Annotated in this window: 20 protein-coding genes; all 20 read right to left on the reverse strand. The window is 37.6% G+C overall.

Going from position 1 to position 22,044, the window contains the following annotated elements; all coding sequences use genetic code 11:
* Positions 1-387: 387 nt before the first annotated feature.
* A complete protein-coding gene (locus tag E7276_RS01390) occupies positions 388-2,037 on the reverse strand; it encodes a flagellar hook protein FlgE (RefSeq protein ID WP_294212770.1) in 1,650 nt (549 codons plus the stop codon).
* 88 nt (positions 2,038-2,125) lie between these two features.
* Positions 2,126-2,527: a TIGR02530 family flagellar biosynthesis protein gene (locus tag E7276_RS01395; protein WP_294212772.1), complete on the reverse strand. Its 402-nt coding sequence runs from the start codon at positions 2,525-2,527 to the stop codon at positions 2,126-2,128.
* A 9-nt stretch (positions 2,528-2,536) separates the two neighbouring features.
* Positions 2,537-3,361: a flagellar hook assembly protein FlgD gene (locus E7276_RS01400; RefSeq protein ID WP_294212775.1), complete on the reverse strand. Its 825-nt coding sequence runs from the start codon at positions 3,359-3,361 to the stop codon at positions 2,537-2,539.
* A 17-nt stretch (positions 3,362-3,378) separates the two neighbouring features.
* Positions 3,379-4,842, reverse strand: a complete 1,464-nt coding sequence (locus E7276_RS01405) for a flagellar hook-length control protein FliK (protein ID WP_294212777.1) — start codon at positions 4,840-4,842, stop codon at positions 3,379-3,381.
* A gap of 55 nt (positions 4,843-4,897) precedes the next feature.
* The gene (locus tag E7276_RS01410) at positions 4,898-5,776 is read right to left on the reverse strand and encodes a MotE family protein (protein WP_294212780.1); all 879 of its coding nucleotides are present in this window, start codon (positions 5,774-5,776) and stop codon (positions 4,898-4,900) included.
* A 2-nt stretch (positions 5,777-5,778) separates the two neighbouring features.
* Entirely contained in the window at positions 5,779-6,234 is a 456-nt protein-coding gene (gene fliJ / locus E7276_RS01415; protein ID WP_294212782.1) for a flagellar export protein FliJ, read from the reverse strand.
* Positions 6,235-6,246: 12 nt separating this feature from the next.
* On the reverse strand, positions 6,247-7,539 hold the full coding sequence (fliI, locus tag E7276_RS01420; RefSeq protein ID WP_294212858.1) for a flagellar protein export ATPase FliI: 1,293 nt from the start codon (positions 7,537-7,539) through the stop codon (positions 6,247-6,249).
* A gap of 38 nt (positions 7,540-7,577) precedes the next feature.
* Positions 7,578-8,477 (reverse strand): FliH/SctL family protein, encoded by a 900-nt coding sequence (locus E7276_RS01425; RefSeq protein ID WP_294212785.1) that lies wholly within the window; start codon positions 8,475-8,477, stop codon positions 7,578-7,580.
* Entirely contained in the window at positions 8,461-9,468 is a 1,008-nt protein-coding gene (gene fliG / locus E7276_RS01430) for a flagellar motor switch protein FliG (protein WP_294212788.1), read from the reverse strand. The genes E7276_RS01425 and fliG overlap by 17 nt, the downstream gene beginning before the upstream one ends.
* Positions 9,469-9,472: 4 nt before the next feature.
* Entirely contained in the window at positions 9,473-11,092 is a 1,620-nt protein-coding gene (locus tag E7276_RS01435) for a flagellar M-ring protein FliF C-terminal domain-containing protein (protein ID WP_294212789.1), read from the reverse strand.
* Positions 11,093-11,246: 154 nt separating this feature from the next.
* Positions 11,247-11,549 carry a flagellar hook-basal body complex protein FliE gene (gene fliE / locus E7276_RS01440; RefSeq protein WP_294212791.1) on the reverse strand — a complete coding sequence of 101 codons (303 nt, stop codon included), beginning with the start codon at positions 11,547-11,549 and terminating at the stop codon, positions 11,247-11,249.
* Between the two features lie 26 nt (positions 11,550-11,575).
* The gene (flgC, locus tag E7276_RS01445) at positions 11,576-12,031 is read right to left on the reverse strand and encodes a flagellar basal body rod protein FlgC (RefSeq protein ID WP_294212793.1); all 456 of its coding nucleotides are present in this window, start codon (positions 12,029-12,031) and stop codon (positions 11,576-11,578) included.
* A 28-nt stretch (positions 12,032-12,059) separates the two neighbouring features.
* A complete protein-coding gene (gene flgB / locus E7276_RS01450) occupies positions 12,060-12,455 on the reverse strand; it encodes a flagellar basal body rod protein FlgB (RefSeq protein WP_294212796.1) in 396 nt (131 codons plus the stop codon).
* 265 nt (positions 12,456-12,720) lie between these two features.
* Positions 12,721-13,497, reverse strand: coding sequence for a GTP-sensing pleiotropic transcriptional regulator CodY (codY, locus tag E7276_RS01455; RefSeq protein ID WP_294212799.1), 777 nt, complete (start codon positions 13,495-13,497; stop codon positions 12,721-12,723).
* Positions 13,498-13,660: 163 nt separating this feature from the next.
* On the reverse strand, positions 13,661-15,745 hold the full coding sequence (topA, locus tag E7276_RS01460) for a type I DNA topoisomerase (RefSeq protein ID WP_294212802.1): 2,085 nt from the start codon (positions 15,743-15,745) through the stop codon (positions 13,661-13,663).
* A 136-nt stretch (positions 15,746-15,881) separates the two neighbouring features.
* Positions 15,882-16,976: a DNA-processing protein DprA gene (gene dprA / locus E7276_RS01465; protein ID WP_294212805.1), complete on the reverse strand. Its 1,095-nt coding sequence runs from the start codon at positions 16,974-16,976 to the stop codon at positions 15,882-15,884.
* Entirely contained in the window at positions 16,973-18,505 is a 1,533-nt protein-coding gene (locus tag E7276_RS01470; protein WP_294212808.1) for a YifB family Mg chelatase-like AAA ATPase, read from the reverse strand. The genes dprA and E7276_RS01470 overlap by 4 nt, the downstream gene beginning before the upstream one ends.
* An 85-nt stretch (positions 18,506-18,590) precedes the next feature.
* Complete coding sequence (gene trpS / locus E7276_RS01475) at positions 18,591-19,598, reverse strand: tryptophan--tRNA ligase (RefSeq protein ID WP_294212861.1); 1,008 nt, start codon at positions 19,596-19,598, stop codon at positions 18,591-18,593.
* A 17-nt stretch (positions 19,599-19,615) separates the two neighbouring features.
* Entirely contained in the window at positions 19,616-20,152 is a 537-nt protein-coding gene (locus E7276_RS01480) for a DUF5662 family protein (protein WP_294212810.1), read from the reverse strand.
* Positions 20,153-20,169: 17 nt separating this feature from the next.
* On the reverse strand, positions 20,170-22,023 hold the full coding sequence (locus tag E7276_RS01485; RefSeq protein ID WP_294212812.1) for an alpha-amylase family glycosyl hydrolase: 1,854 nt from the start codon (positions 22,021-22,023) through the stop codon (positions 20,170-20,172).
* Between the last annotated feature and the right edge of the window lie 21 nt (positions 22,024-22,044).

Consider the following 22,044-nt stretch of genomic DNA (forward strand, 5'->3'; position numbering starts at 1 on the left):
GGTAAATACTTTTGTGATTATTTTACTAGATTTACCAATTATTGTCTACTTTATTCAGTAAAATCATCCCATATTATTGTGTTTTTTTCATGTCCTACCCACTATATATAGAATTTTCACAAAATTTTTAGAATTTTACCAAAAATTAAGTAAAAAGTGGCCCTGTAATCTTACATGCTCCCGTAGGGCACCCTCCATGCCTTCGCATGGGAACCCTTTTTCTGTAAGCTTCGCTTACTAGAGCGATGTTTTCAAAGAAAACATCACACTTTTCCCTCCGGCGTAGGTCCTTCCCATGCTTGACATGGTATCCCCTACTCGCGCTTGCCTAGACTACTTGGCCACTTTAAATCATTTATTTAATTTTCTATGTATCAACTCCACTCACTAACGTTTCAGATTGATAAGCTCCTCAAGCATAGTATCTGAAACTGTAATAATACGTGAATTAGCCTGGAAACCACGCTGCGTAGTAATCATATCAGTAAACTCGCTTGACAAATCAACGTTTGCCATTTCAAGCTGTCCAGTATTCATAGAAGATCCATCAGCTGAAATCTCGATTCCTATTCCATCAAATTCACCTGAGTTAAGTGTTGTCTTGTAGCAGTTATCACCCATTTCCTCAAGACCTGAAGCATTTGCAAACTGTGCAACTGCAATCTGACCTAAGAGAACGGTATTACCATTGCTATAAGAACCATATATCTTACCATTACCATTAACAGAAAGACCTGTCATTGTACCTAACTTTTTACCTTCGCCCTTCATTGAAGAACCATCAGGAATACCTCTATTCGCAACTGCAGTTGATGTTCCACCGTTATCGTAATTTAATAACTGTGAAAAATCGATTGTAATATTAGAAATAGCTGCTTTCTCATCACTAGGTCCCAATAGAGAAGAATTCATTGTAAGCTGTGTCTGGCCTGGTGTTCCAGCATAAGTCAATGTACCTTCTTGTGTATCAAATTTAAGAGCATATGATGTTGTTGTAATGGCAAGCTTTGAATTATCTGTGCCTGCAGCAACAGCATTTACAGGAGTACTACTTTGGTATCCGCAAACGGCTGCTAGTGTAAGAACTGTTGAATTCGCATCATTACCTACGAATACATTGTTATAAGTCACACCTGAAGCATCTGTATATGTCTCGTTGTAGGTATAATCAGTTGTTCCATCTGTAATTATTAATGAAGTACCTGTTCCTTGATTGCTAACTGTGTAGCCATCTGCCAAGGAATAGTCCTTTGCTGTCTGTGTACCAAAGATATCAGAATAGTTTCCGCCACCGCTTATGTATTTAGCCAAAATATCCTGATTATTTGAATCTGTAATACTTGTAAGCTCTACAGTATATTTCCCATCAGTACCATCCTCTAGCTTAATAGCAAACTTTGCTGTATATGAATAACCTAAGCTATCATAGAAAGTGAAAGAACGAACATAACCGTTAGTAGAATTAAACTGGCTATCATTCTTATCAATTACACCACTAAAATTAGCCATTGTTGTTGCTTCTGGTGCACTTGTAAGATTCTCAGTCTTCATAATTCTAAGAGCTGAAACTGTATCCTTAAGTATATTAGCTGGGTCGTTAGGGTCAACCTGCCATCCCATTACAAGATAACCTGTTGTAGTCATTGCAAGGTTACCATTACCATCAATGTAGAATGAACCAGCTCTTGTAAATACGTTTTCAGAGCCATTGCTGACTATAAAGAAATTTGTTGAATTTGCATCTGTAAGTCTGATATCTAGCGCGTCACCTGTAGACTGTGCAGCACCAGCTGATGTAATAGATACCTTTGTTGCACCATTTGTTACACCAAGACCAATTTGCTTAGCATTAGTACCACCACGATTTTCTGTGGCAGATGAAGCCTGCTGAGTGGTCTGATACATGATATCAGAAAAAGTGGTTGCCGATGATTTAAACGCAACAGTGTTAACGTTTGCAATGTTATTACCAATAACATCCATCTTTGTCTGGTGAGTTTTTAGACCTGCCACACCAGAGAAAAGTGATCTCATCATAATGAATGACCTCCTCAATAAAATGACAATTGAGGTGGCTGTTTTGTCACATCTGTCAGTCAGTGACATTAGCTTCCATAAGGTCCAGCTAAACTATAACAGCACCGTCAATATTTGTAAAAATGTTTTCATCTGATTCAGTTTGATCCATAGCCGTAACTACAGTTTGGTTAGGAACGTTAACTATAAACGCCAATGTATCAACTAACACAAGAGAATCAGTAATTCCTTTAGCCGAAGCTTTTTGTACACCTTCTGATAATCTTTGAGACTGCTCTTCTGTCAGTTCAATATTTCTATCATCAAGTCTTTGTGTTGCATGCTTTGAAAACTTAAGCTCAGAAGTTGCCTGAAGCTTTTGCTTAAATATATCTTCAAAAGATGCTCCATTAAGTGTACCAAGTGGCTTTGACTCAGCCGCTGGATTTAGATAGGTCCCAGCTACCCTTTCGATGGAGGTGAAATTTGGATTAATATTTAAATTGCTCATATTACCCTCCTACTGGCCATCGTCCTCTACTGCCTCAGCTGCTGCCTCTTCAGTTTCTTCTGATTCATCTGAGCTTTCTGTAGTCTCTGTACTAGCTTCAGTTGAATCTGTAGCTGCTGCTCCTGAGTTTTCTGTAGTAGCAGAAGATGCGGCTTTTTGTTCCGTATCTGCCTCCTCTTTGGCCTTTTCTAAATCTCCCATTTTGCTAACCAGCTTTTTAAGATAATCTTCATAAGCTGTATTTACGAAGCTTCTACTGTAGTCATCCATAGAATTGTATAAGTCAACTGCATATTTGACTTTATCCAAATCTCCCAATGAAAGCTGTTCAATATCTGGAAGCTTTTCAAGTGTTGTAATGAATGTGTCAGCAATAGAAACTGCATTGTAGTAACTCTCATTAACTACTGAAGTAATTTTGTCTATCTCATATTCTTTGTTGTTTACTGATGCCCAAATCTGTCCGTCATCATCTGTTCTAACATAATCTACACGGCCATGAATTTCTTGATTCTCATCTGTAAGTGCTACGAATTTACCTACAAGTGAATTGGCCTGCATATCTGCCATGTCATCTTGAACGGCTTGTATTGCCTGTATCTGTGTGAATGATGCAAGCTGTGCTACATATTGACTATTATCAGTTGGTTCCATTGGATCCTGATGCTGCATTTCTGCCACCAAGAGCTTTAAAAACATTTCCTGACTGTAGCCATTATCCTTTTTAGCTTCCGTTTTCGATGTACTGACATTATTGTTAGCTTTTGTTAACTCGTTAGAGGCATCCGTTTTTGTATAAACGCCGTTAACAACACTACCAATTAAATTATCCATCAAAATCCTCCTTTGATCTAAGCCTGGAAATCTAAGGTATTTCCATTTTCCATCATCATCTGAGCTATCAACATATCTTCGTCAGACATTATTCCTGTTAACTCATCTAAGTTGTTTAGATCAATTCTAGTATTACGTCTTGGAGCTTCTTTCCTCATTTGGTCGTCGCGTCTGCTTTCGTCTTGAGCGTTCTGTTCAAGATTTCTTTCAAATTCGTGAGTTCCAACTGAAACTTCGATTGAAGTAACCTTTGCTGAATTTTGATTTAGCTCCAATCTGAGGTTTGCCATTTGATTTTCAAGAGCTTGCTTTACTGCATCATTTTCTGTAAATATTTTTGCAGTAATTTCATCTCCTTTTTGAGTAACTTCCATAAAGATTTTTCCTAAACCTTCAGGATTAAGTGTTAACTCCATTGTTGTAGATTCGGTATCGGTCATAACCTTTGCCTGTTCCACAAGCTGTTGAACAATACTTTCAGCTCTAACACTTTCTCCAGTAGGAAGTGTAACTACCTGCTGTGCCGGAGTAAATGTAAGCTGTGGCTGTGGCCCAAAGAAATTATCACCCTCATTCAAATTGGCTTTTTCATGATTTAGCTTAGGAGCTTGTGCTCCTGTTTTTTCCTGCGAAAAGTAAAATTCATTTTTTGAATTATCATTGTCGTTCTCAAGCTGCGGTTTGTTTTCTACAGCGCTTTCTTCAACAGGTGTAACATCCTCCATAACCTTAACCTCTTCAGGTTGTTTTGGCATTCCCTGATTTTGAATATTAACTTCTGTAACAATCTGCTGCTTTTCCACTGGAACGTAATCAACTACTTCCTGTGTTGTTTCAGCTTCTTGTTTTAAAACCTCAACTGGAATTTCAATCTTAGGCTCTTCTTTAGGAATAACTATTTCTTCTGGCTTAATATCTAAAGGCTGAATTTCCTTTAAATTTTCAAAAGAAATATTCAAGTCATCAAATAGCTGATTAGTAATCTGAGTAACTTCATCAAGAACATTTTTGAAACTCTCATCCATCAACAAATTTACTGAATCGGTCTCTCCCGTAAGCTCAACAACAAGCTGTGCCAAATTCTGCGGATTAAATAAATCTAATATTGTAAATCCAAGGTTTTGCATAGCCTGCTCTAACTCTTCGGTGGTGACATCAAGTTCATCCTCTATGACTTCCTTAATTTCCTCACCAGCCGCCATCACCTTCTCTTGAAGGTCTTCACGGTCTAAAGTCTTAGCATCTTCTGGTTTTATAGAATCAGCTTTTGCTTTAGCAGTAGGTTCAAAAGGTTTATCTTCAAGCTTCGGCTTGTTATTTTCGCCTTTCGCTACTTCTACTGGAGTCCCTGAACCAGCAACGTTTTTCAATGTGTTTTCAAATAAGGTCTTGTCAGTTGAAACATTAGCTTTCTCACTAACACTTGCAACTTCAACTCTGCTTACCTGAACCAGCAAATTTGAAACATTGCTACTTGTCATGTAATTCCTCCTTTCACTTATTCTGTTTTCAAGCTGCTATAAGAACTTATATGAGCTATGGTTCCATCATTTTCGTAATGATTGCTGCATTTTCTGTATCCATTGCAGCTAAAATATCTGCTCGGGTACTTGCATCCATACCTGAAAGAATCTCACAAACCAAATCAAAATCATCTGTCATAGTGTCAAATATGGCAGCTGCATTTTTGGCTTTCATGCTGGAGTATACTTTTACGTAATCAGCAATTTCTTCGTCAATCTCCAATTGAGAAACAACTTGTTTGTAAATAGCTTCTGCATTTTCAGGGTCGATTGACTCATAATAAGTCTTATATTCATTTATATCGGGTGCCTCGTCTGAAAAAACAACCTCTTCATAAAATTTTTCTTTAGTTTCTTCAAAGGCAGCTTCATTAGCTTTATATTCAGCAAGCTCAGCCGCAGCAGCCTCAAGCTCTGCAATATAATCGCTGTTTTGATTATCTGTGGCCTTCAATTCCTCTACTTCCACTTCAAGCTCTTTGATTCTAGCCACAGCATCTTCCACTGTTGCATACTGAGAATACTCATCTGGCTCTTCTGGAATATACTCCTCTATTCCTGGTAAAATTCGGTTTACATATGGCACGTCCTTAAGGACAGGGAACAGCACTGTTGATCCAAATCCGCCAACATCCATCTTTACCAAGAACGCAAAAATAACAAGCCAAATAAGAATAATAAGGAGTACTACAACGGCCATAATAATGTGTCCGCCAATACCTAAAGACTCCTCATCATCCTCAACTGCCTCGCCATTCTTTTTTGCCTCTTTTTTAGCCTTTTTCTCAGCCTTCTTGGCTTCCTTTGCAGCTTTTTTTGCCGCTTTCTTATCTTCTGCTGCGCCCTCGCCGCCAGCATTTACATTGTCTTGAACTTCTGCTACATCTGCCATAACTATTCCCTCTCATTTTCTGTATTAAAGTAAGTGTAACTAACTAACTCGTCTGTAATCTTGCTTTCTTCCCTATCTATTTCATCTAAAAACTCTTCAAAAGCATGCTCTCTAAGCTTTTCATGCATCTTTCTTTCCATCATAACGGCATTTAATTTCTTTCGAGCATTTTCCATAGCCTTTTGGGCCTTTGACACCTCTATCATCTGAGCTCTTAGTGCAACCTTCATAGATGCTATGGCGTTTTTACAGGTTTTGATTTCCTTTATATCAATATCACCTACAGTCAATTCTCTAAGCTGTCTCTCATAGCCAGCCTGTTTAATCATTATGTCTCTAAGCTTTTGCTGCTCTTCATTGTATCTGGCTGTTGCCATACCAAAATTTGCTTTTTCCTGCTCTTCAATTTTCTTTTTTAATTCAAGAATGTTTTGCATTCGATAAACAAATTTTGCCATAGCAAATCACCTCTAATCAGCAAATATTGCCGCCATTTCTTTTAAGATTTCATCATATTCAAACTTAGCATGAGTTTCCTGCAGCAAAAACGCATTAACAGCATCTATTTTTTGAATAGCATAATCAATGGATTTATTTGACCCATTTTTATAGGCTCCGATATTTATCAAATCTTCTGCTTCCTGATAAGTTGCCAAAACATTTTTTAGCTTTCCTGCAATAGACTTGTGCTCTGGAGTTGCCACTGCAGACATAACTCTGGAAATAGACTGCAAAACATCAATTGCAGGGTAGTGATTCTTTTGCGCCAGTTTTCTATTAAGGACAATATGTCCATCAAGAATGGAACGGGCTGTATCAGTAATAGGCTCATTAAAATCATCACCATCAACAAGTACAGTATAAAGGCCAGTGATGGAACCTACTGCAGCATTTCCCGCTCTTTCTAGAAGTCTAGGCATCTCTGAGTATACAGAAGGTGGATATCCTCTAGTTACTGGTGGCTCGCCAGATGCTAGACCAATTTCTCTTTGTGCCATAGAAAAACGGGTTAGCGAATCCATCATCAGCAGCACATCTTTACCCTGATCTCTAAAATATTCTGCAATAGCAGTAGCCGTAAGAGCTGCTTTTTTTCGTATCAAAGCAGGCTTGTCCGAGGTTGCACAAACAACCACAGAACGTGCCATACCTTCCTCTCCTAAATCGTTTTCAACGAACTCTCTAACCTCACGACCACGCTCGCCAATCAATGCGATAACGTTAATTTGAGCCTTTGTATTTCTAGCAAACATACCCATCAATGTTGATTTTCCAACACCTGAACCTGCAAAAATTCCAATTCTTTGACCTTTTCCTACAGTAATAAGACCATCCACCGCCTTTACTCCCAGAGAAAGAGGCTCTTTTATAATTACTCTAGCCATCGGATCAGGTGGGTCTGCCTCTGCTGGATACTCTGGTAGTTCATTAAATGCATCTAAATCTTCAACATCAGATGGCATACCAAGTCCATCTACCAAATGTCCAAGCAATTCATCTCCTACATGGATTCCCAAAGGATGGCCAGTGTTTTCAACCATGCAACCAACGCCTATTCCTTCAACATTCTCATAAGGCATCAAAAGCAGACGTTTATCTTTAAATCCGACAACCTCTGCTTTAACCCTTTGACCTGAGCCTTCTACTATGATTTCACACAAATCACGTAGCTTAGCCTCAGGTCCCACTGATTCAATTGTTAATCCAACTACCTTTACCACCTTGCCGAGAGATTTAAAATAGTCCTTCTCAGTAAGCTGCATTAATAAACTCTGGTCCAATTTGCCTCCTAATGCCCCAATTAACTTAGAGCTCTAATCTCTCTTATTAAGCCTTCGAGTTCTGTATCTATACTACAGTCAAAAATACCACCATCTGTTTCTATAATGCACTGACTCTCATTCAAAAGTGGGTCTGCTATTATATCAAGTATAACCTCTGTCCCCACTTTACTTTGTATTTCTTCCTTTTTCCCTTTTATATATTCTGCATTGGCATCATTTACCTTAATTTGCATTTGGCCTGTACGTTCAATTTTCATTATGCAATTATCCAGCAAATGATATATAACCTCTTTACGTCCGCTTAATTCAGCAGCAAATACTTTTTCAAATACTGGCAGACACATTTCAACCATTTCATGCTCTATTTCAATTTGTCTTGCCTTAAATTCATTTTGAATACGTTCAATTTCCTCCCGCATTTGTCTTTGTGACTCTTGCAATTCCATTGCCGCCCTTTGTGTCCCCTCGTTGTAGCCTTCTTTTTCGCCGTCTTGCCTAGCAAGATTTTTCATAGCATCAGCATTCAACTGAGCGGCATTTAATATTTCCTCTGCCTGAGCGTTGGCATCGGCGATTATTTGATCTGCATGTGCTTGAGCCTCGGCAATAATAGCTTCTGTATCTACTGTTACTTCAGGTTCGGCCTGTTGCTGCATTATAGTATCAGCAAGTCCTAGGAACTCATCAACATCCATGCCCTCAGGAACATCCTCTCCAGCTTCTCTCATTTGTGCTAATCTACGCTCACGTTCCTCATCCAAAAGTTTGGCCTTATAAGCCTCTTCCTGCTTGAGTATCAGTTCTTTTGCCAAGGCATTGTGGTCTATTACAACCTCATCTATCTCCCCCTCTTCATCTGGCAAATTAGGAGCCACCATAAAACCATAGATGACATTTTTACTAGACAACGAGCTCATCTGAACCTCCTCTTGAAATTACAATTTCTGCAGAATCTTCAAGCTTTCTAATAATACCTACAATCTTCTGCTGTGCTTCTTCAACATCCTTCATACGTACAGGGCCCATGAATTCCATGTCTTCCTTAATCATAGATGCAAGACGAGAAGAAAGGTTCTTGAAGATTGCAGATTGAACCTCTTCATTAGCACCCTTAAGTGCAACTCCAAGATCTGAGTTGTCAACATCTCTAAGCACACGCTGAATAGCTCTGTCGTCCAGAAGAAGAATATCTTCGAATACAAACATCTTCTTTCTGATTTCTTCTGCAAGCTCTGGCTCTTCGATTTCCAAAGACTCCATAATACGTTTTTCTGTACCACGGTCTACTGTATTTAAAATATTTACTACTGCATCAACACCACCGGCAATAGTGTAATCCTGGTTAATAAGAGATGAAAGCTTTCTTTCAAGAACTCGCTCAACCTCTTTAATAACCTCAGGACTGGTTCTATCCATCAATGCAATTCTTCTTGCTACATCTGCCTGCTTTTCAGGTGGCAATGCTCCAATGATAAGCGATGCCTGTCCAGCTGATAAATAAGACAAAATCATCGCTATGGTCTGTGGATGCTCCTCCTGAATGAAGTTTAGCACCTGAGAAGGCTCTGTCTTTCGAATAAACTCGAATGGACGAACCTGCAGTGATGCTGTAAGTTTTGTAATAACATCCTGGGCTCTGTCGTCTCCAAGCGCTTTTTCCAAAAGTTCCTTGGCATAGCCAATACCACCTTCTGCAATGTACTGTTGTGCGAGACAAACCTGATAAAATTCTTCGATTACCTCTTCCTTGAGTGCAGGAGAAATACTTCTCGTATTCGCAATCTCAAGGGTAAGCTCTTCTATTTCCTCTTCCTTGAGATGTTTAAAAATCTGAGAAGACTTCTCAGGACCTAAGGCAATTAAAAGTATTGCGGCTTTTTGTACGCCATTAAGCTCTTCTGCTGCCATAACCTTATCCCCAATCCTCGTTTAGCCAATTTCGTAAAAGTTGAGCGACTGCCTCCGGCTTCTCGTCTACAAACTTTTCGATTAGTATGCGGGCCTCGGATTTCTCCGTATAGCCGATATCTTCCAGCTCCTCCTCTTCCTCTTCTTGGGCGGTAGAAGCAATAAGATCATCAATTGTAAGCTCCTGCTCCACAGGTTCTTCTTCCTCTGTCCTAAGACTTCTAAATACAACGAATCCAAGCATCGCAAAGATAAGAAATGCAAGAACAATTTGTAAAATATCTGTAATCTGGATTCCTGAGCCCTCTGAATATTGGAACATTGGAATCTCATAAGCTACAATTTTGACGCTAGTTGTTGGAAATCCCGTTGCTCTTGCAACGACTTCAACAATATCATCAGTAACCTCCATCTGAACTGGATCAGAATTAGCCTTTACAAATTCATCAAAGGTCTGACCTGCCTCGTCCAAAGAACCATCCTTTTCCATTTGGTCTTCATTGTAAATTGCATATGTACGACATGTAACAGAAATAGATGAATCCTCTAAGCTTCTCTTTCCAATTTCATCCTTATGAGTAGTGATTGTTTCGTCAGGCAAATAATCTCTTTCAAATTCTTCAGTAGAGCTCTCTGTAACAGAATTATCCTCCATAACATATGTTGTATCTTCGTCATTAGAATCTGTTCCTGGTACACCACCATTACCACCAGTAGAATTCGAGCTAGAGCCTGATTCCCAATCCAAATAACCTTCAGTACGACCCTCATCAATGGAATAGTCATAGGATACCCAACTATTTTCATCAAAATTCATTGAAAGGTTTACACCAACAGATACAGTGTCATATAAATTTGTTCCTTCAAGAACCGTCTGTACTCTTTGTGCAATTTCATTTTTTGCTTTTTCTCTTACATCCTGATTAACAGAAGCCTGTCCTGCAACTGTGTCGTAGGATGGGCCTGGGAACAATAGATTGCCATCTGTGTCCATAATGGTAATGTTATCGCAATTTTCATTACCTAAATTGGTTGCAAGATACTGTGCCAATCCAGCTACTGCTTCTTCACTCATAGGCTCTGATAAAGTAAGCATTACTGATGCCCAACCAGGCTCCTGGTGAGAAATCAATGTGCCATCCTCGTCAGGCAAATTAAGTGTTACCTCAGCAGTTGTAACCATCGATAAGCTTTCTATTATTGTAGAAAACTTTTCCTCTAAATATAATTTATATTTCTTTTGTTTATCAGCTTCAGTGGTAGAAAAGCTACCATCTATCGCATCATTTATGGAATATCCAGAACTAGGAATTGAATTAGAGCCTAGCAATATATTTGCCTCAGCTTCATCCTTTTCATTAATATAGAAAATGAATCCGTCTTGACTAGTTTCGTAGGCAATGCCATTTTCATCAAGAATCGTTTTAACAGAAGCGGCTTGTACTCCATCCCCATTACAATTCACAAGCTGAATCATAGTAGGTCTGGTAATAACTACCCCTAATATTATGAAAGACACAATAACAACAGCAGTAATTGAAACAATCAATATCTGCTGCCGCCTTGTAAATTTACGCCACCATTCCAATATCTTATTCAAAAGAGCTTGAATCTGTTCAGGCATATTTCTCCTCCCCTTTAGGTCCTTCTGATAAGGTGCTTCTCTTGGTCCTTCTCTCGGTGCTTTGCACCTACTCCAATAAGGAACAAGTGCCATTATAATCCGCTACGCGGATGTGGCACTTTTTGAGCGTAACCTTGGCAAAGCCAAGATTACGCTATATTTGCATCTGCATTATCTGCTGATATGCTTCTAGAACTCTATCTCTTATTGCTACTGTGTATTGTAATGCAATATTAGCCTTTTGTTCAGCAATCATCAAATCATGAGTGTTATCAGTCTCACCAAGCTGAAATGCCACCTGCTCTTTATTGGCTGTTTTCACCGCTTGATTAGTATCATCAAGTAATGCCATTACAGAACTAAGCATGCTCTGAAATCCTTCTTGAGGATTAACCTTGCTTTCTGTGGTTGTGACTGGAGTTGTACCATACAAGCTCTGAATTGTATTAATATCCATTTATAACTCCCCCTCTGCTACTAGAATCATCCCTGACCTACAGATATTCCAGAAGTTGCCATAGACTTAATAGCCTGGAACGCTGTAACATTTGCCTCATAAGAACGGCTTGCATCTATAAGGTTTGTCATTTCAGTAACAGTATTTACATTTGGATATCTAACATATCCGTTTTCATCAGCATCAGGATGTGATGGATCATAGGTCATGATAAAATCAGTCTCCATATCCTCTGATACTTTAGAAACCTTAACACCATTGCCATAATATTTATTGGTTGTATCCTTTAAAACATTTCTAAAATTTGGTAGCCCTGCATTAAGCTGCTTTTCTTGGAAAGTAACTATTTTACGACGGTAAGGCCCACCATTTTCAGTACGAGTAGTGCTAACATTAGCTATATTCTCAGCGATAATATCCATACGGAACCTCTGGGCAGTCATACCAGAAGCCGCAATATCAAAAGGTTGGAATAATCCCATATCAATACCTCCTATAAACTAATAGCAATTAGGTCAAAACAGATTTAAATCTAGAAAACTCGTTTTTCATGCTTGTAGTAAGTGTTTGATAACGAATCTGTTCTGAAGCAAGCTCTACGTTTTCAGTATCCATATCAACATTATTCCCATCAAGTCTATATGAGAAATTCTCATAATCAGTGTATTCTATTCCTTTTACCTGATTACCATCATTATCTAGAACGTCTACCGCTTTATCTAACGTTCTTTGATGGGTCCCCATTAATTCCTTCTTAAGTACACTTTCAAACTCAATATCTTTTCTCTTGTAGCCAGGGGTATCATCGTTAGCCATGTTGTTCAGTATAAGAGATTGTCTACGCCAGCTAACATCGGCTGTATTATCCAATAAGTTAACATAACCAAAGGCATCTGAACTTAGCATAATTACACTCCTCCTAGATTACTTTTAATTATAAGTTAAATTGTCTAAAATTCAAAGTATTTTTTACATTATATAGTGTAAATTAAATATATTGTCCACTATAAGTAGTGTCAATTATCCTTATAGTCACATTTATCTGTTAATACATCAATCATACTTGAATAATGTGTACAAGTTATGAAAAATAATGTGCTTTAAATAATTAAAAAATGGTAAACAAAAAAGGACTTAAGTTGCCCTAAGTCCTTTTAAAACACAAATCCATTTATTTGTTTTTCTTGATTTCCTCAAGCTCATCAAATACAACGTCATTAAGAACCTTGATGTAAGTTCCCTTCATACCTGATGAACGTGATTCAATTACGCCTGCTGATTCAAATTTACGTAGAGCATTAACAATAACTGATCTTGTTATACCTACTCTATCGGCAATTTTTGAAGCAACCAACACCCCTTCGTTACCATCTAATTCATCAAAGATATGAATGATAGCTTCTAACTCTGAATAAGAAAGTGTTGAAATAGCACTCTTTACAACCTGAAGCTTACGATTCTCTTCAGCTGATTCCTCATTTACAGAACGCATCATTTCAAGTCCAACAACTGTTGTACCATATTCTGTAAGGATAATGTCATCAATATCGTACTGCTTGTCAAATCTATATACGAATAATGTACCAAGACGCTCGCCAGCAATATCAATAGGAGCAATAATTGCAGAATATAAATCAATATCTGACTTCTCAAAACCAAGTGTCTTAAGATTAACGTTTTCTTTTGTAGAAAGGATTGAAAGTAATCTCTCGTTGAGAAGTGGATCGATGAATCCACCGACCTCATCTACAATAAGCTCGCCGATTTCTGTTGTGTTTGGCAAATGAGAAAGTCCAAGAACCTTACCCTTCTTAGAAATAACAAGTACAGATGAATCCAAAATATCAGTTAATACTGAACAAATATCATTAAATACAACCTTTGAAGAATTATTGTTATGAAGAAGCTTTCCAATCTTTCTTGTCTTGTCTAATAACTGTACACTCATTTAATTTATATCCTCCTGAAATTAAAACAAAATTATCAAACTCCTCATACACAACATTCCCCTATTTACTCTTCCATGAGTAAATTTGTACAAATTATATCATCGATTCATGCAAATTGCAATCAAATTCAGACTATTCTTTTTGTTTTCACAATTGACTCAATTATTTATCCGAATCTTTATTTACACTCTGCACAAATCTACAATCATCATTGGCACAAACAAGTTTGTTGCCTTTTTCAACCATGTAAGTACCACACTTAGGGCACTTTTCTGTAGTTGGCTTTGACCAACTGATAAAGTCGCATTCTGGATGGTTTGAACAGCCAAAGAATTTTCTGCCCTTTTGAGACTTTCTAATGACAACATCACCACCACATTTAGGACATGGAACACCAATCTTCTCAAGGAATGGCTTTGTATTTCTACACTCTGGGAAGCCAGGGCAAGCTAAGAATTTACCATGAGGTCCAAACTTGATAACCATGTTTCGTCCGCATTCTTCACAGATAACATCTGTAACTTCATCCTGGATTTCAACCTTAGCAAGTTCTTCCTCGGCAACCTTAACTGCCTTTTCCAAATCTGGATAGAAATTTCTAACAACAGATTTCCATTCAACTGAGCCTTCTTCTACTCCATCAAGTAAAAGCTCTAAATTAGCTGTAAATTTGTCATCAACAATTATTGGGAATGACTCCACCATAATTGAATTAACTACTTCACCTAATTCTGTTACAAAAAGATTCTTTGCCTCTTTTGTGATATAGTGACGCTTTAAAAGTGTTGTTATTGTAGGTGAATATGTACTTGGACGGCCAATGCCAAGCTCCTCTAATGTTTTTACAAGAGAAGCTTCTGTAAAGTGTGGTGCTGGCTGTGTAAAGTGCTGCTTTTCATCAAAGCTGTTAAACTGAAGCTTAGTATCCTCAGTAAGCTTTGCCAAAGGATGTGTCTTTGCTTCTGTCTCATCATCTGCTGAAGTATAAATCATCATAAATCCATCAAAATTAATAGATGAATCTGATGCAGTAAACACATGGTCCTTTGCCTGAACATTAAGAGAAACTGTGTCATAAATAGCATTTGCCATTTGACTTGCTACAAAGCGTTTCCATACCAGCTGGTAAAGTCTAAACTGATCTCTTGTAAGACTATCTTTTATTTCTGATGGTATTAACTCAATATTTGCAGGTCTGATAGCTTCGTGAGCATCCTGAACCTTGCCAGAATTCTTTTTTGAGCTAGCAACTTGTGCCGATAAATAATTCTCGCCATAATTGCTTGAAATAAATGCTTCTGCATTAGCTCTAGCTTCATCTGAAACACGAGTAGAATCAGTACGAAGATATGTAATCAAACCGATTGTACCATGCCCCTTTACACTAACACCTTCATACAACTGCTGAGCAACACTCATTGTCTTTTGAATAGAAAAATTCAAAGCCTTTGATGCTTCCTGTTGCATTGTTGAGGTTGTAAAAGGAAGTGGTGCTTTTTTCTCGCGGGTACCCTTCTTAATAGAAGCAATAGAAAAATCTGCTCCTTTAAGTTCAGCCATAATCTTATCTAAGCTGGCTTTATCTGAAATATCTTTCTTTCCAGTTTTATCGCCATAATATTTTGCTACAATAGGCTTTTTAGCGCCTGCAGCATCTAATAATACATCTAAAGTATAGTACTCTTGAGGAATGAACTGCTCTATTTCCTTTTCTCTGTCACAAATAATACGAAGTGCAACAGATTGAACTCGACCAGCTGACAAGCCTCTTTTAACCTTTGCCCACAAAAGTGGAGAAATCTTATAACCAACCATTCTGTCAAGCATACGTCTAGCTTGCTGGGCATCAACCAAATCCATATCTATTTCGCGTGGATTCTTTAACGAGTTTTTGACAGCTGTTTTGGTAATTTCATTAAAGGTAATACGATATACCTTTTTATCTTGTAAGTTAAGAGCGTGAGTAAGATGCCATGAAATAGCTTCTCCCTCACGGTCGGGATCAGTTGCGAGGAATATTTTGTCAGCTTTCTTTACTTCTTTACGAAGAGCTGCCAAAAGTTCCCCCTTTCCTCTAATAGTAATATATTTAGGTTCAAAATCATTTTCTGGGTCAAATCCAAGCTGGCTCTTAGGCATATCACGCACATGTCCTTGGGAAGCCATTACTTCATAATTGCTTCCTAAAAACTTTTTGATGGTATGAACCTTAGCTGGAGACTCCACAATAACAAGATTTTTTGCCATTAACACTATGCTCCTTATACAAATAAGTATTTTCTTATAGCTTCACTAATAAAATGAAATCGGTACTCACTATACAACATAAATTTTCTATTTTCAAGGTGAATTTTATTTAATGAGGTAACAATTTACAAAAATTTCATTTGAATTTCACATAATTATTCTTCATTACTTCACAAATAAGCTCCTTTTTTTCAAGGGAATATATAGTTGAAAGCAGGGCTAAATGGTCCATTTTTGTTTCCTCTAAAAGAGTAGACAAATTTTTAGGATAATAGTCAATTAATCCATAAACCTTTCGTTCTATAGGATCCATTTTAACTTCTATTTTATTTGGCTTTTGATTTACAACAGTTTTTCCATATCTTTCGCCAATCTCCTGCAAAAAGGAATCAACAGAATAGATTATGCCAGCCCCTTGGGATATTAATTTGTTACAGCCCATGCTTAAAGAGTCACCAATTCTACCGGGCACCACATAAATATCCTTGCCCTGCTCTAAGGCTAAATCCGCTGTAATTAAGGAACCTGACTTTTCTCTGGCCTCAATTACAATCACTATATCTGACAGAGCTGATACTATCCTATTTCGTCTAGGAAAATTTGCTGGTATAGGAGCTGTCCCCATTTGATATTCGGAAATAACAGCTCCATTTTTAACTATCTCTTCATATAATAAATAGTTTTCAGATGGATAAATCACATCACAGCCACTTCCTAAAACTGCAACAGTTTTACCTCCACCATCTAGGCAACCTCTATGGGCATAAGTATCTATCCCTCTGGCCATTCCACTGATAATAGTATACCCATCCTGAGCCAGTCTTTTGCTTAATTCCATTGCAACTTTTTTACCATAGGCACTGCATCTTCGGGCCCCAACAATGGCTACACTATTTTTGAAATCTGGTAATTTACCATTATAGTAAAATCCATATACACTATCGTATAAATTAATAAGCTTCTCTGGATATCCTTCCGCCTCCTTTGTGAAATAGGAAAATCCAGTTCGCAAGAATTCATCATAATTCCTATCTATGTCACATTTAGAACGTTTTTCTAAAAAGGCATCTATTTCAGATGCTGTCAAAAGATTACTGCTAAGCAACTCCTTTTTATCAGCTTCAAAAATATTATAAGAATTTCCATAATACTCAAGAAGTTTACTTTTCTTGCCGTAGCTAATCTCTTCGTTTGATAAAAACCAATATTGATAAACTAGAGGATGTCTCAAATTGCCACCTCCCAATATTTTTTATCAAGTCCCCGATATATCAGGGCTTCTCTTAGATGAATAATCTGTATTTTTTCCTGGTTATCCATATCCGCAATGGTTCTTGCAACCCTAAGAACCTTGTGATAGGTTCTAGCAGTTAGAGCATATTTTTCATACATCTCTTCCATGAATTTTGTTTCTACTTCATCCAAATGACAGAATTTATCCATTAAGCTTCCCGGAATTTGACTATTAAATTTAAATTCATAGTCACGGAATCGTGCTGATTGCTTTTTATGACATTCAATAACCCTCTTTCTAATATCTGCTGAGCTTTCATTTTGATTTTTCTTGGAAACCTGTGCAAAATTTAAGGTTGGCGCTTCAGCGCAAATATCAATTCTATCAAGCAATGGCTGAGATATTTTAGCTAGATACCTCTGAATGGATTGCCTTGTACAATGACATCTATTTAAATCAGGATAATATCCACAGGAGCAAGGATTCATAGCGGCAATCAAAACAAAATCAGCTGGGAAGGTAAAGCTTCCTGTTGCCCTAGCTATATTAACCTGCTTGTCTTCCATTGGCTGTCTAAGTATTTCCAATGTAGCCTTGTTAAATTCGGTAAGCTCATCTAAAAATAGTATTCCACTATGAGCCAATGATATTTCTCCAGGTTTTGGATACTGCCCACCCCCAACTAAGCCTTGAGGGGAAATTGTGTGATGAGGACTTCTAAAGGGTCTATTTTTAATTAAACCCTTTCTCTCATCGAATTTGCCCGCGACTGAGTAAATTTTTGAGATTTCCATTTGCTCGTCTGTATCCATAGGCGGAAGTATCGATGGGATGCACTTTGCCATCATTGATTTCCCAGCCCCTGGTGGTCCAACCATTAACATGTTATGCATTCCAGAAATTGCCACCTCACAAGCTCGTCTAAGGGCCTGTTGGCCATTAATCATGGAAAAGTCATGCTCCGCCTCAATAGGCATTTTTTCATTAATTACAGGCTCTTCTTTCATTTTAAAAACTCCCTCATTTATGATTTCAATTACTTGAGAAAGCTTTTCTACACCTATTGTGGTAATACCAGAAATCAGCCTTGCTTCAACTAAATTCTCTTTTGGAACAATAACAATTTCCATTTTCTGTTTTTTCGCTTCGGTCACCATGGATAATACACCGTTTATAGGCTGTATTTTGCCATCTAAGGAGATTTCTCCTACCATGCATATATTTTCCAGCTTGTCGGTGGAAATTGCGCCTATTGCCGATAAAATTGCCACAGCAATGGGCAAATCGAAACCTGCCCCTGTTTTTCTAATGCTAGCAGGTGATAAATTGACGGTGATACGCTTTACAGGAAGTGCATACCCTTCATTTTTAAGGGCAGAACGTACTCTTTCCTTTGCCTCCTTCACCTCAGAAGATAGATAGCCTACCATCTCAAAAATAGGCATACCTTCAGATATATCTGCTTCAACAGATATAATTTTTGAATCAATACCAAAAACGGTAGCGGTATTTACAATACTATACAATTAAACTCCTTGGGAAATAATTGAATTTATATAGAAAAAAGACAGGAGTAATAATAACATACTCCTGTCTTGATTGTAAATATCTTTATCTAATTCTTTCTGTAAGGCCAAGCTTTTTGTGAACCTTGCGTAAAGTTTTGTTTGCAAAATACGATGCCTTCTCAGCATTTTCCTTGATGCACTCATTAATATATGTTTTGTCCTGATCTAATTCAGCGCAACGCTTGTGGAAAGGATCAAGCATATCTGCAACCGCCTCTCCTACAGCAAGCTTGAAATCTCCATAGCCCTTGCCTTCAAACTCTTTTGCAACCTCATCCATTGTTTTATTAGTTACAACACCGTAGATTTCCATAAGGTTTGAAACGCCTGGTTTATTTTCTACATCATAACGAACCTCTGCATCAGAATCAGTAACTGCCTTTTTAAATTTGCGAACAATAGTATCCCTATCATCAACCAAATAAATAGTTGCATTAACATTCTCATCAGATTTAGACATCTTTTTGGTTGGCTCTGCAAGAGACATAATTCTAGCTCCTGACTTTGGGAAATATCCCTCTGGAATTGTAAATACATCGCCATAGATATTGTTGAAACGCTCTGCTACGTCTCTACATATCTCTAAGTGCTGCTTCTGATCTGCACCAATTGGCACTAAGTCAGCCTGATAAAGCAAAATATCAGCTGCCATAAGAGCTGGATATGTAAATAATCCCGCATTAATGTTATCTGCATGCTTAGCTGATTTGTCCTTGAATTGAGTCATACGATTAAGCTCACCCATGTATGTAAAGCAATCTAAAATCCAACCAAGCTCAGCATGAGCTGATACATGTGACTGAAAGTAAATGCAGTTTTTCTTAGGATCAAGTCCAGCTGCTACATACTGTGTATAGATTCTTCTGGCATTTTGTCTGAACTCTGTAGGATTCTGTCTAACTGTCAAAGAATGTAAATCCATTACTCCAAAAAAGCAGTCATAATCCTCATGTAAATTAACCCAGTTTTTAAGTGCTCCTATATAATTTCCAATGGTAAGCTTGCCTGTAGCCTGCATACCAGAGTATAGAACTTTTCTCTCTTTCTCCATCATTATTTCTCCTAGCATTATTTTTTATTGTGTAATATTTCCTTGCGAATATATTGATTTGTAGCTTTCTCGCCGTGCAATGATAAATACACCAGCATCTCTTCAAGAAGGTCAGATGACTGTGGGTGCATCATATACTTGCTTTTACCCTTCATAAAATAATCAAGGGCACTTGAATCTGTATATTTTTCTTTTAGATATACCTTGCAAGCTGCAACTCTGTCGCAATACATCTCAACCACATACTTTACAGGCATTAATGTACCAGTAAGCTGCTGTGTACCTGTCAAATCGTAATCTATCCAATATTCCAAATGATGTTTGTTTCTGCCTTTATGGTGAAGCCATGCCAGAGAAACGCCTTTGTCCCTACGTTCGGCATCGTTAGGGCTCCTATCTCCCTGATAGTATTTGGCTCCCACCAAAAACTCAACTGGAGAATATTTTGATAAATCATGAACTAACCCTTGCCAATAAAGTCCCACTGCAAAGCAACCCTTCATTACCAGATGTCTGTGGTGGGTAATTGTCATAAAATGTTTTATAGCCTTCAATGTATAACTCCTGAATATTATTTCTTGTCCACCTTTACACCTACTAGCACACTAATTGAATTTCCAGGAACCAAAATAGTCTGTTGATCATGTATAGGTTTTGGCTTGAAATCACTTTTATCATTATAATCCGCTGTATTAAAGCAAATTCGCCATCGTTTTCCTGGCGATAATAGAGGCAGTGCCATGCTTACATCATCATAATGATAGTTGTAGCAAACAAATACTTCTTCTTTCTCGCCAACATAAGCGCCGTTGTATAAAACCCCAAGCGCCTTTTGTTCTTCACCAATAGACATCATCCATGGCTCTGAGCCGTGGAAAGACATATCAGGAAGTCCCAAATGCTTATAATCATTCATTAAAAATGGATGCTCTGGTCTAAGGCATTTATGGTTCTTTCTGAACTCAACTAATTGCTTTACAAATTTCTGTAAAGTTGTTTTATTTTTTGTCTTTGAAAAAACGGTATATCCAATTTTGTTATCCTGACAATATGGATTATTATTGCCTAAGTGACTGGCAGCCATCTCATCAGCCGCAACAATAAGTGGCACACTTTGGGACAGGAACAAAGCTGCAAATGCATTACGCATTTGTCTAAATCTATTTGCATTAATAGTTTTATTATTTGTTTTACCCTCTACTCCATAATTAAAGGAATAGTTATTGTTTGTGCCGTCTCTATTGTCTTCACCATTATCTACGTTGTGTTTCTCACCGTATGAGTAGGAATCCCATAGAGAAAATCCATTTACATTTGCCATATAATTGACAAATCCATAAGCCTGATTCTGCCTGCGCATATGATTAGCAAACTGAACCATGCTTCCATTCATATGATTTTGAATTTGGCGTGTAACATTCATGAATGAATCATTGTAAATAAACAAATGCTTTTTGCCGCTCTCACTACATAAAATTTCTTCAGGAATGAACTCGTAGAATATTTTTGTGTCAGCAAGATAAGGCTCTGATGCAATGCGTTTGATTGGCGCTGTACAGCCAAGCAAATGGAAACCATCTATGTGGTAATACTGAACATAATATTTCAAGCATTCCAAAACACAATCATCAGATGTTTCATTTGAAAACGACATCTCCATAATAACTTCCATTCCAGCCTTGTGAATAGAAGAAATCATAGAACGAATTCCTTCGAGACAATTATTCTCGCCCCCAAAGTAAGAAGCCTTTGGTGCAAAATAATTAGCCTCACCAAATCCCCAATAATTTATTTTATTAATAAACTCAGGCGCATTTACCCGGTGGCCATTTTTAGAAATATTGATTTTATTCTCAATAAAAAGCTCTTCAAAATCATAAATAGGCATAATTTCTATCGAGGTAACGCCCATTTCCTTAAGGTAATTGAGCTTTGAAATAACCCCCTTATATGTACCAGCCTTGGCTTCAGACATGCCGAAGCCATATGTAAAGCCTCTCATATGTAATTTATATAAAACCATATCAGTAGGCTCAATATTTACAGGAGTATCCTTCCATTGCTTTTGGATATTCGTAATACCACCATAAACCTGAAATTTATTCTTTGAACGGGCACTAACATCTGCCCATTTATCTCTACCTACAATTGAAGTTGCAAAAGGGTCTACGTACTCAGTTCCGTCTTCTTTTATTAAATAACATACTTCATCAGGTGAAATACCGCTGACTTCCACAGAAAAAACTCGTCCTACGGAAAACTCTTTAGATAAGTTAATTTCTTGAATGCGTTTCTTAGTTGCCTTATCAAATAGTTCTATAGATGCTATTTCGGTAGATGCGCCAATGGATAGTGTAAAAACAACAGTATCTTTTCCCTTTATCCTTGGTCCAAAATCTCCAAAATCTCCCTTTATAACCTTCATTTTGTGCCCCATTTCTCTAAA

The organism is Pseudobutyrivibrio sp., assembly GCF_015057185.1.
Taxonomy (GTDB): Bacteria; Bacillota; Clostridia; order Lachnospirales; family Lachnospiraceae; genus Pseudobutyrivibrio.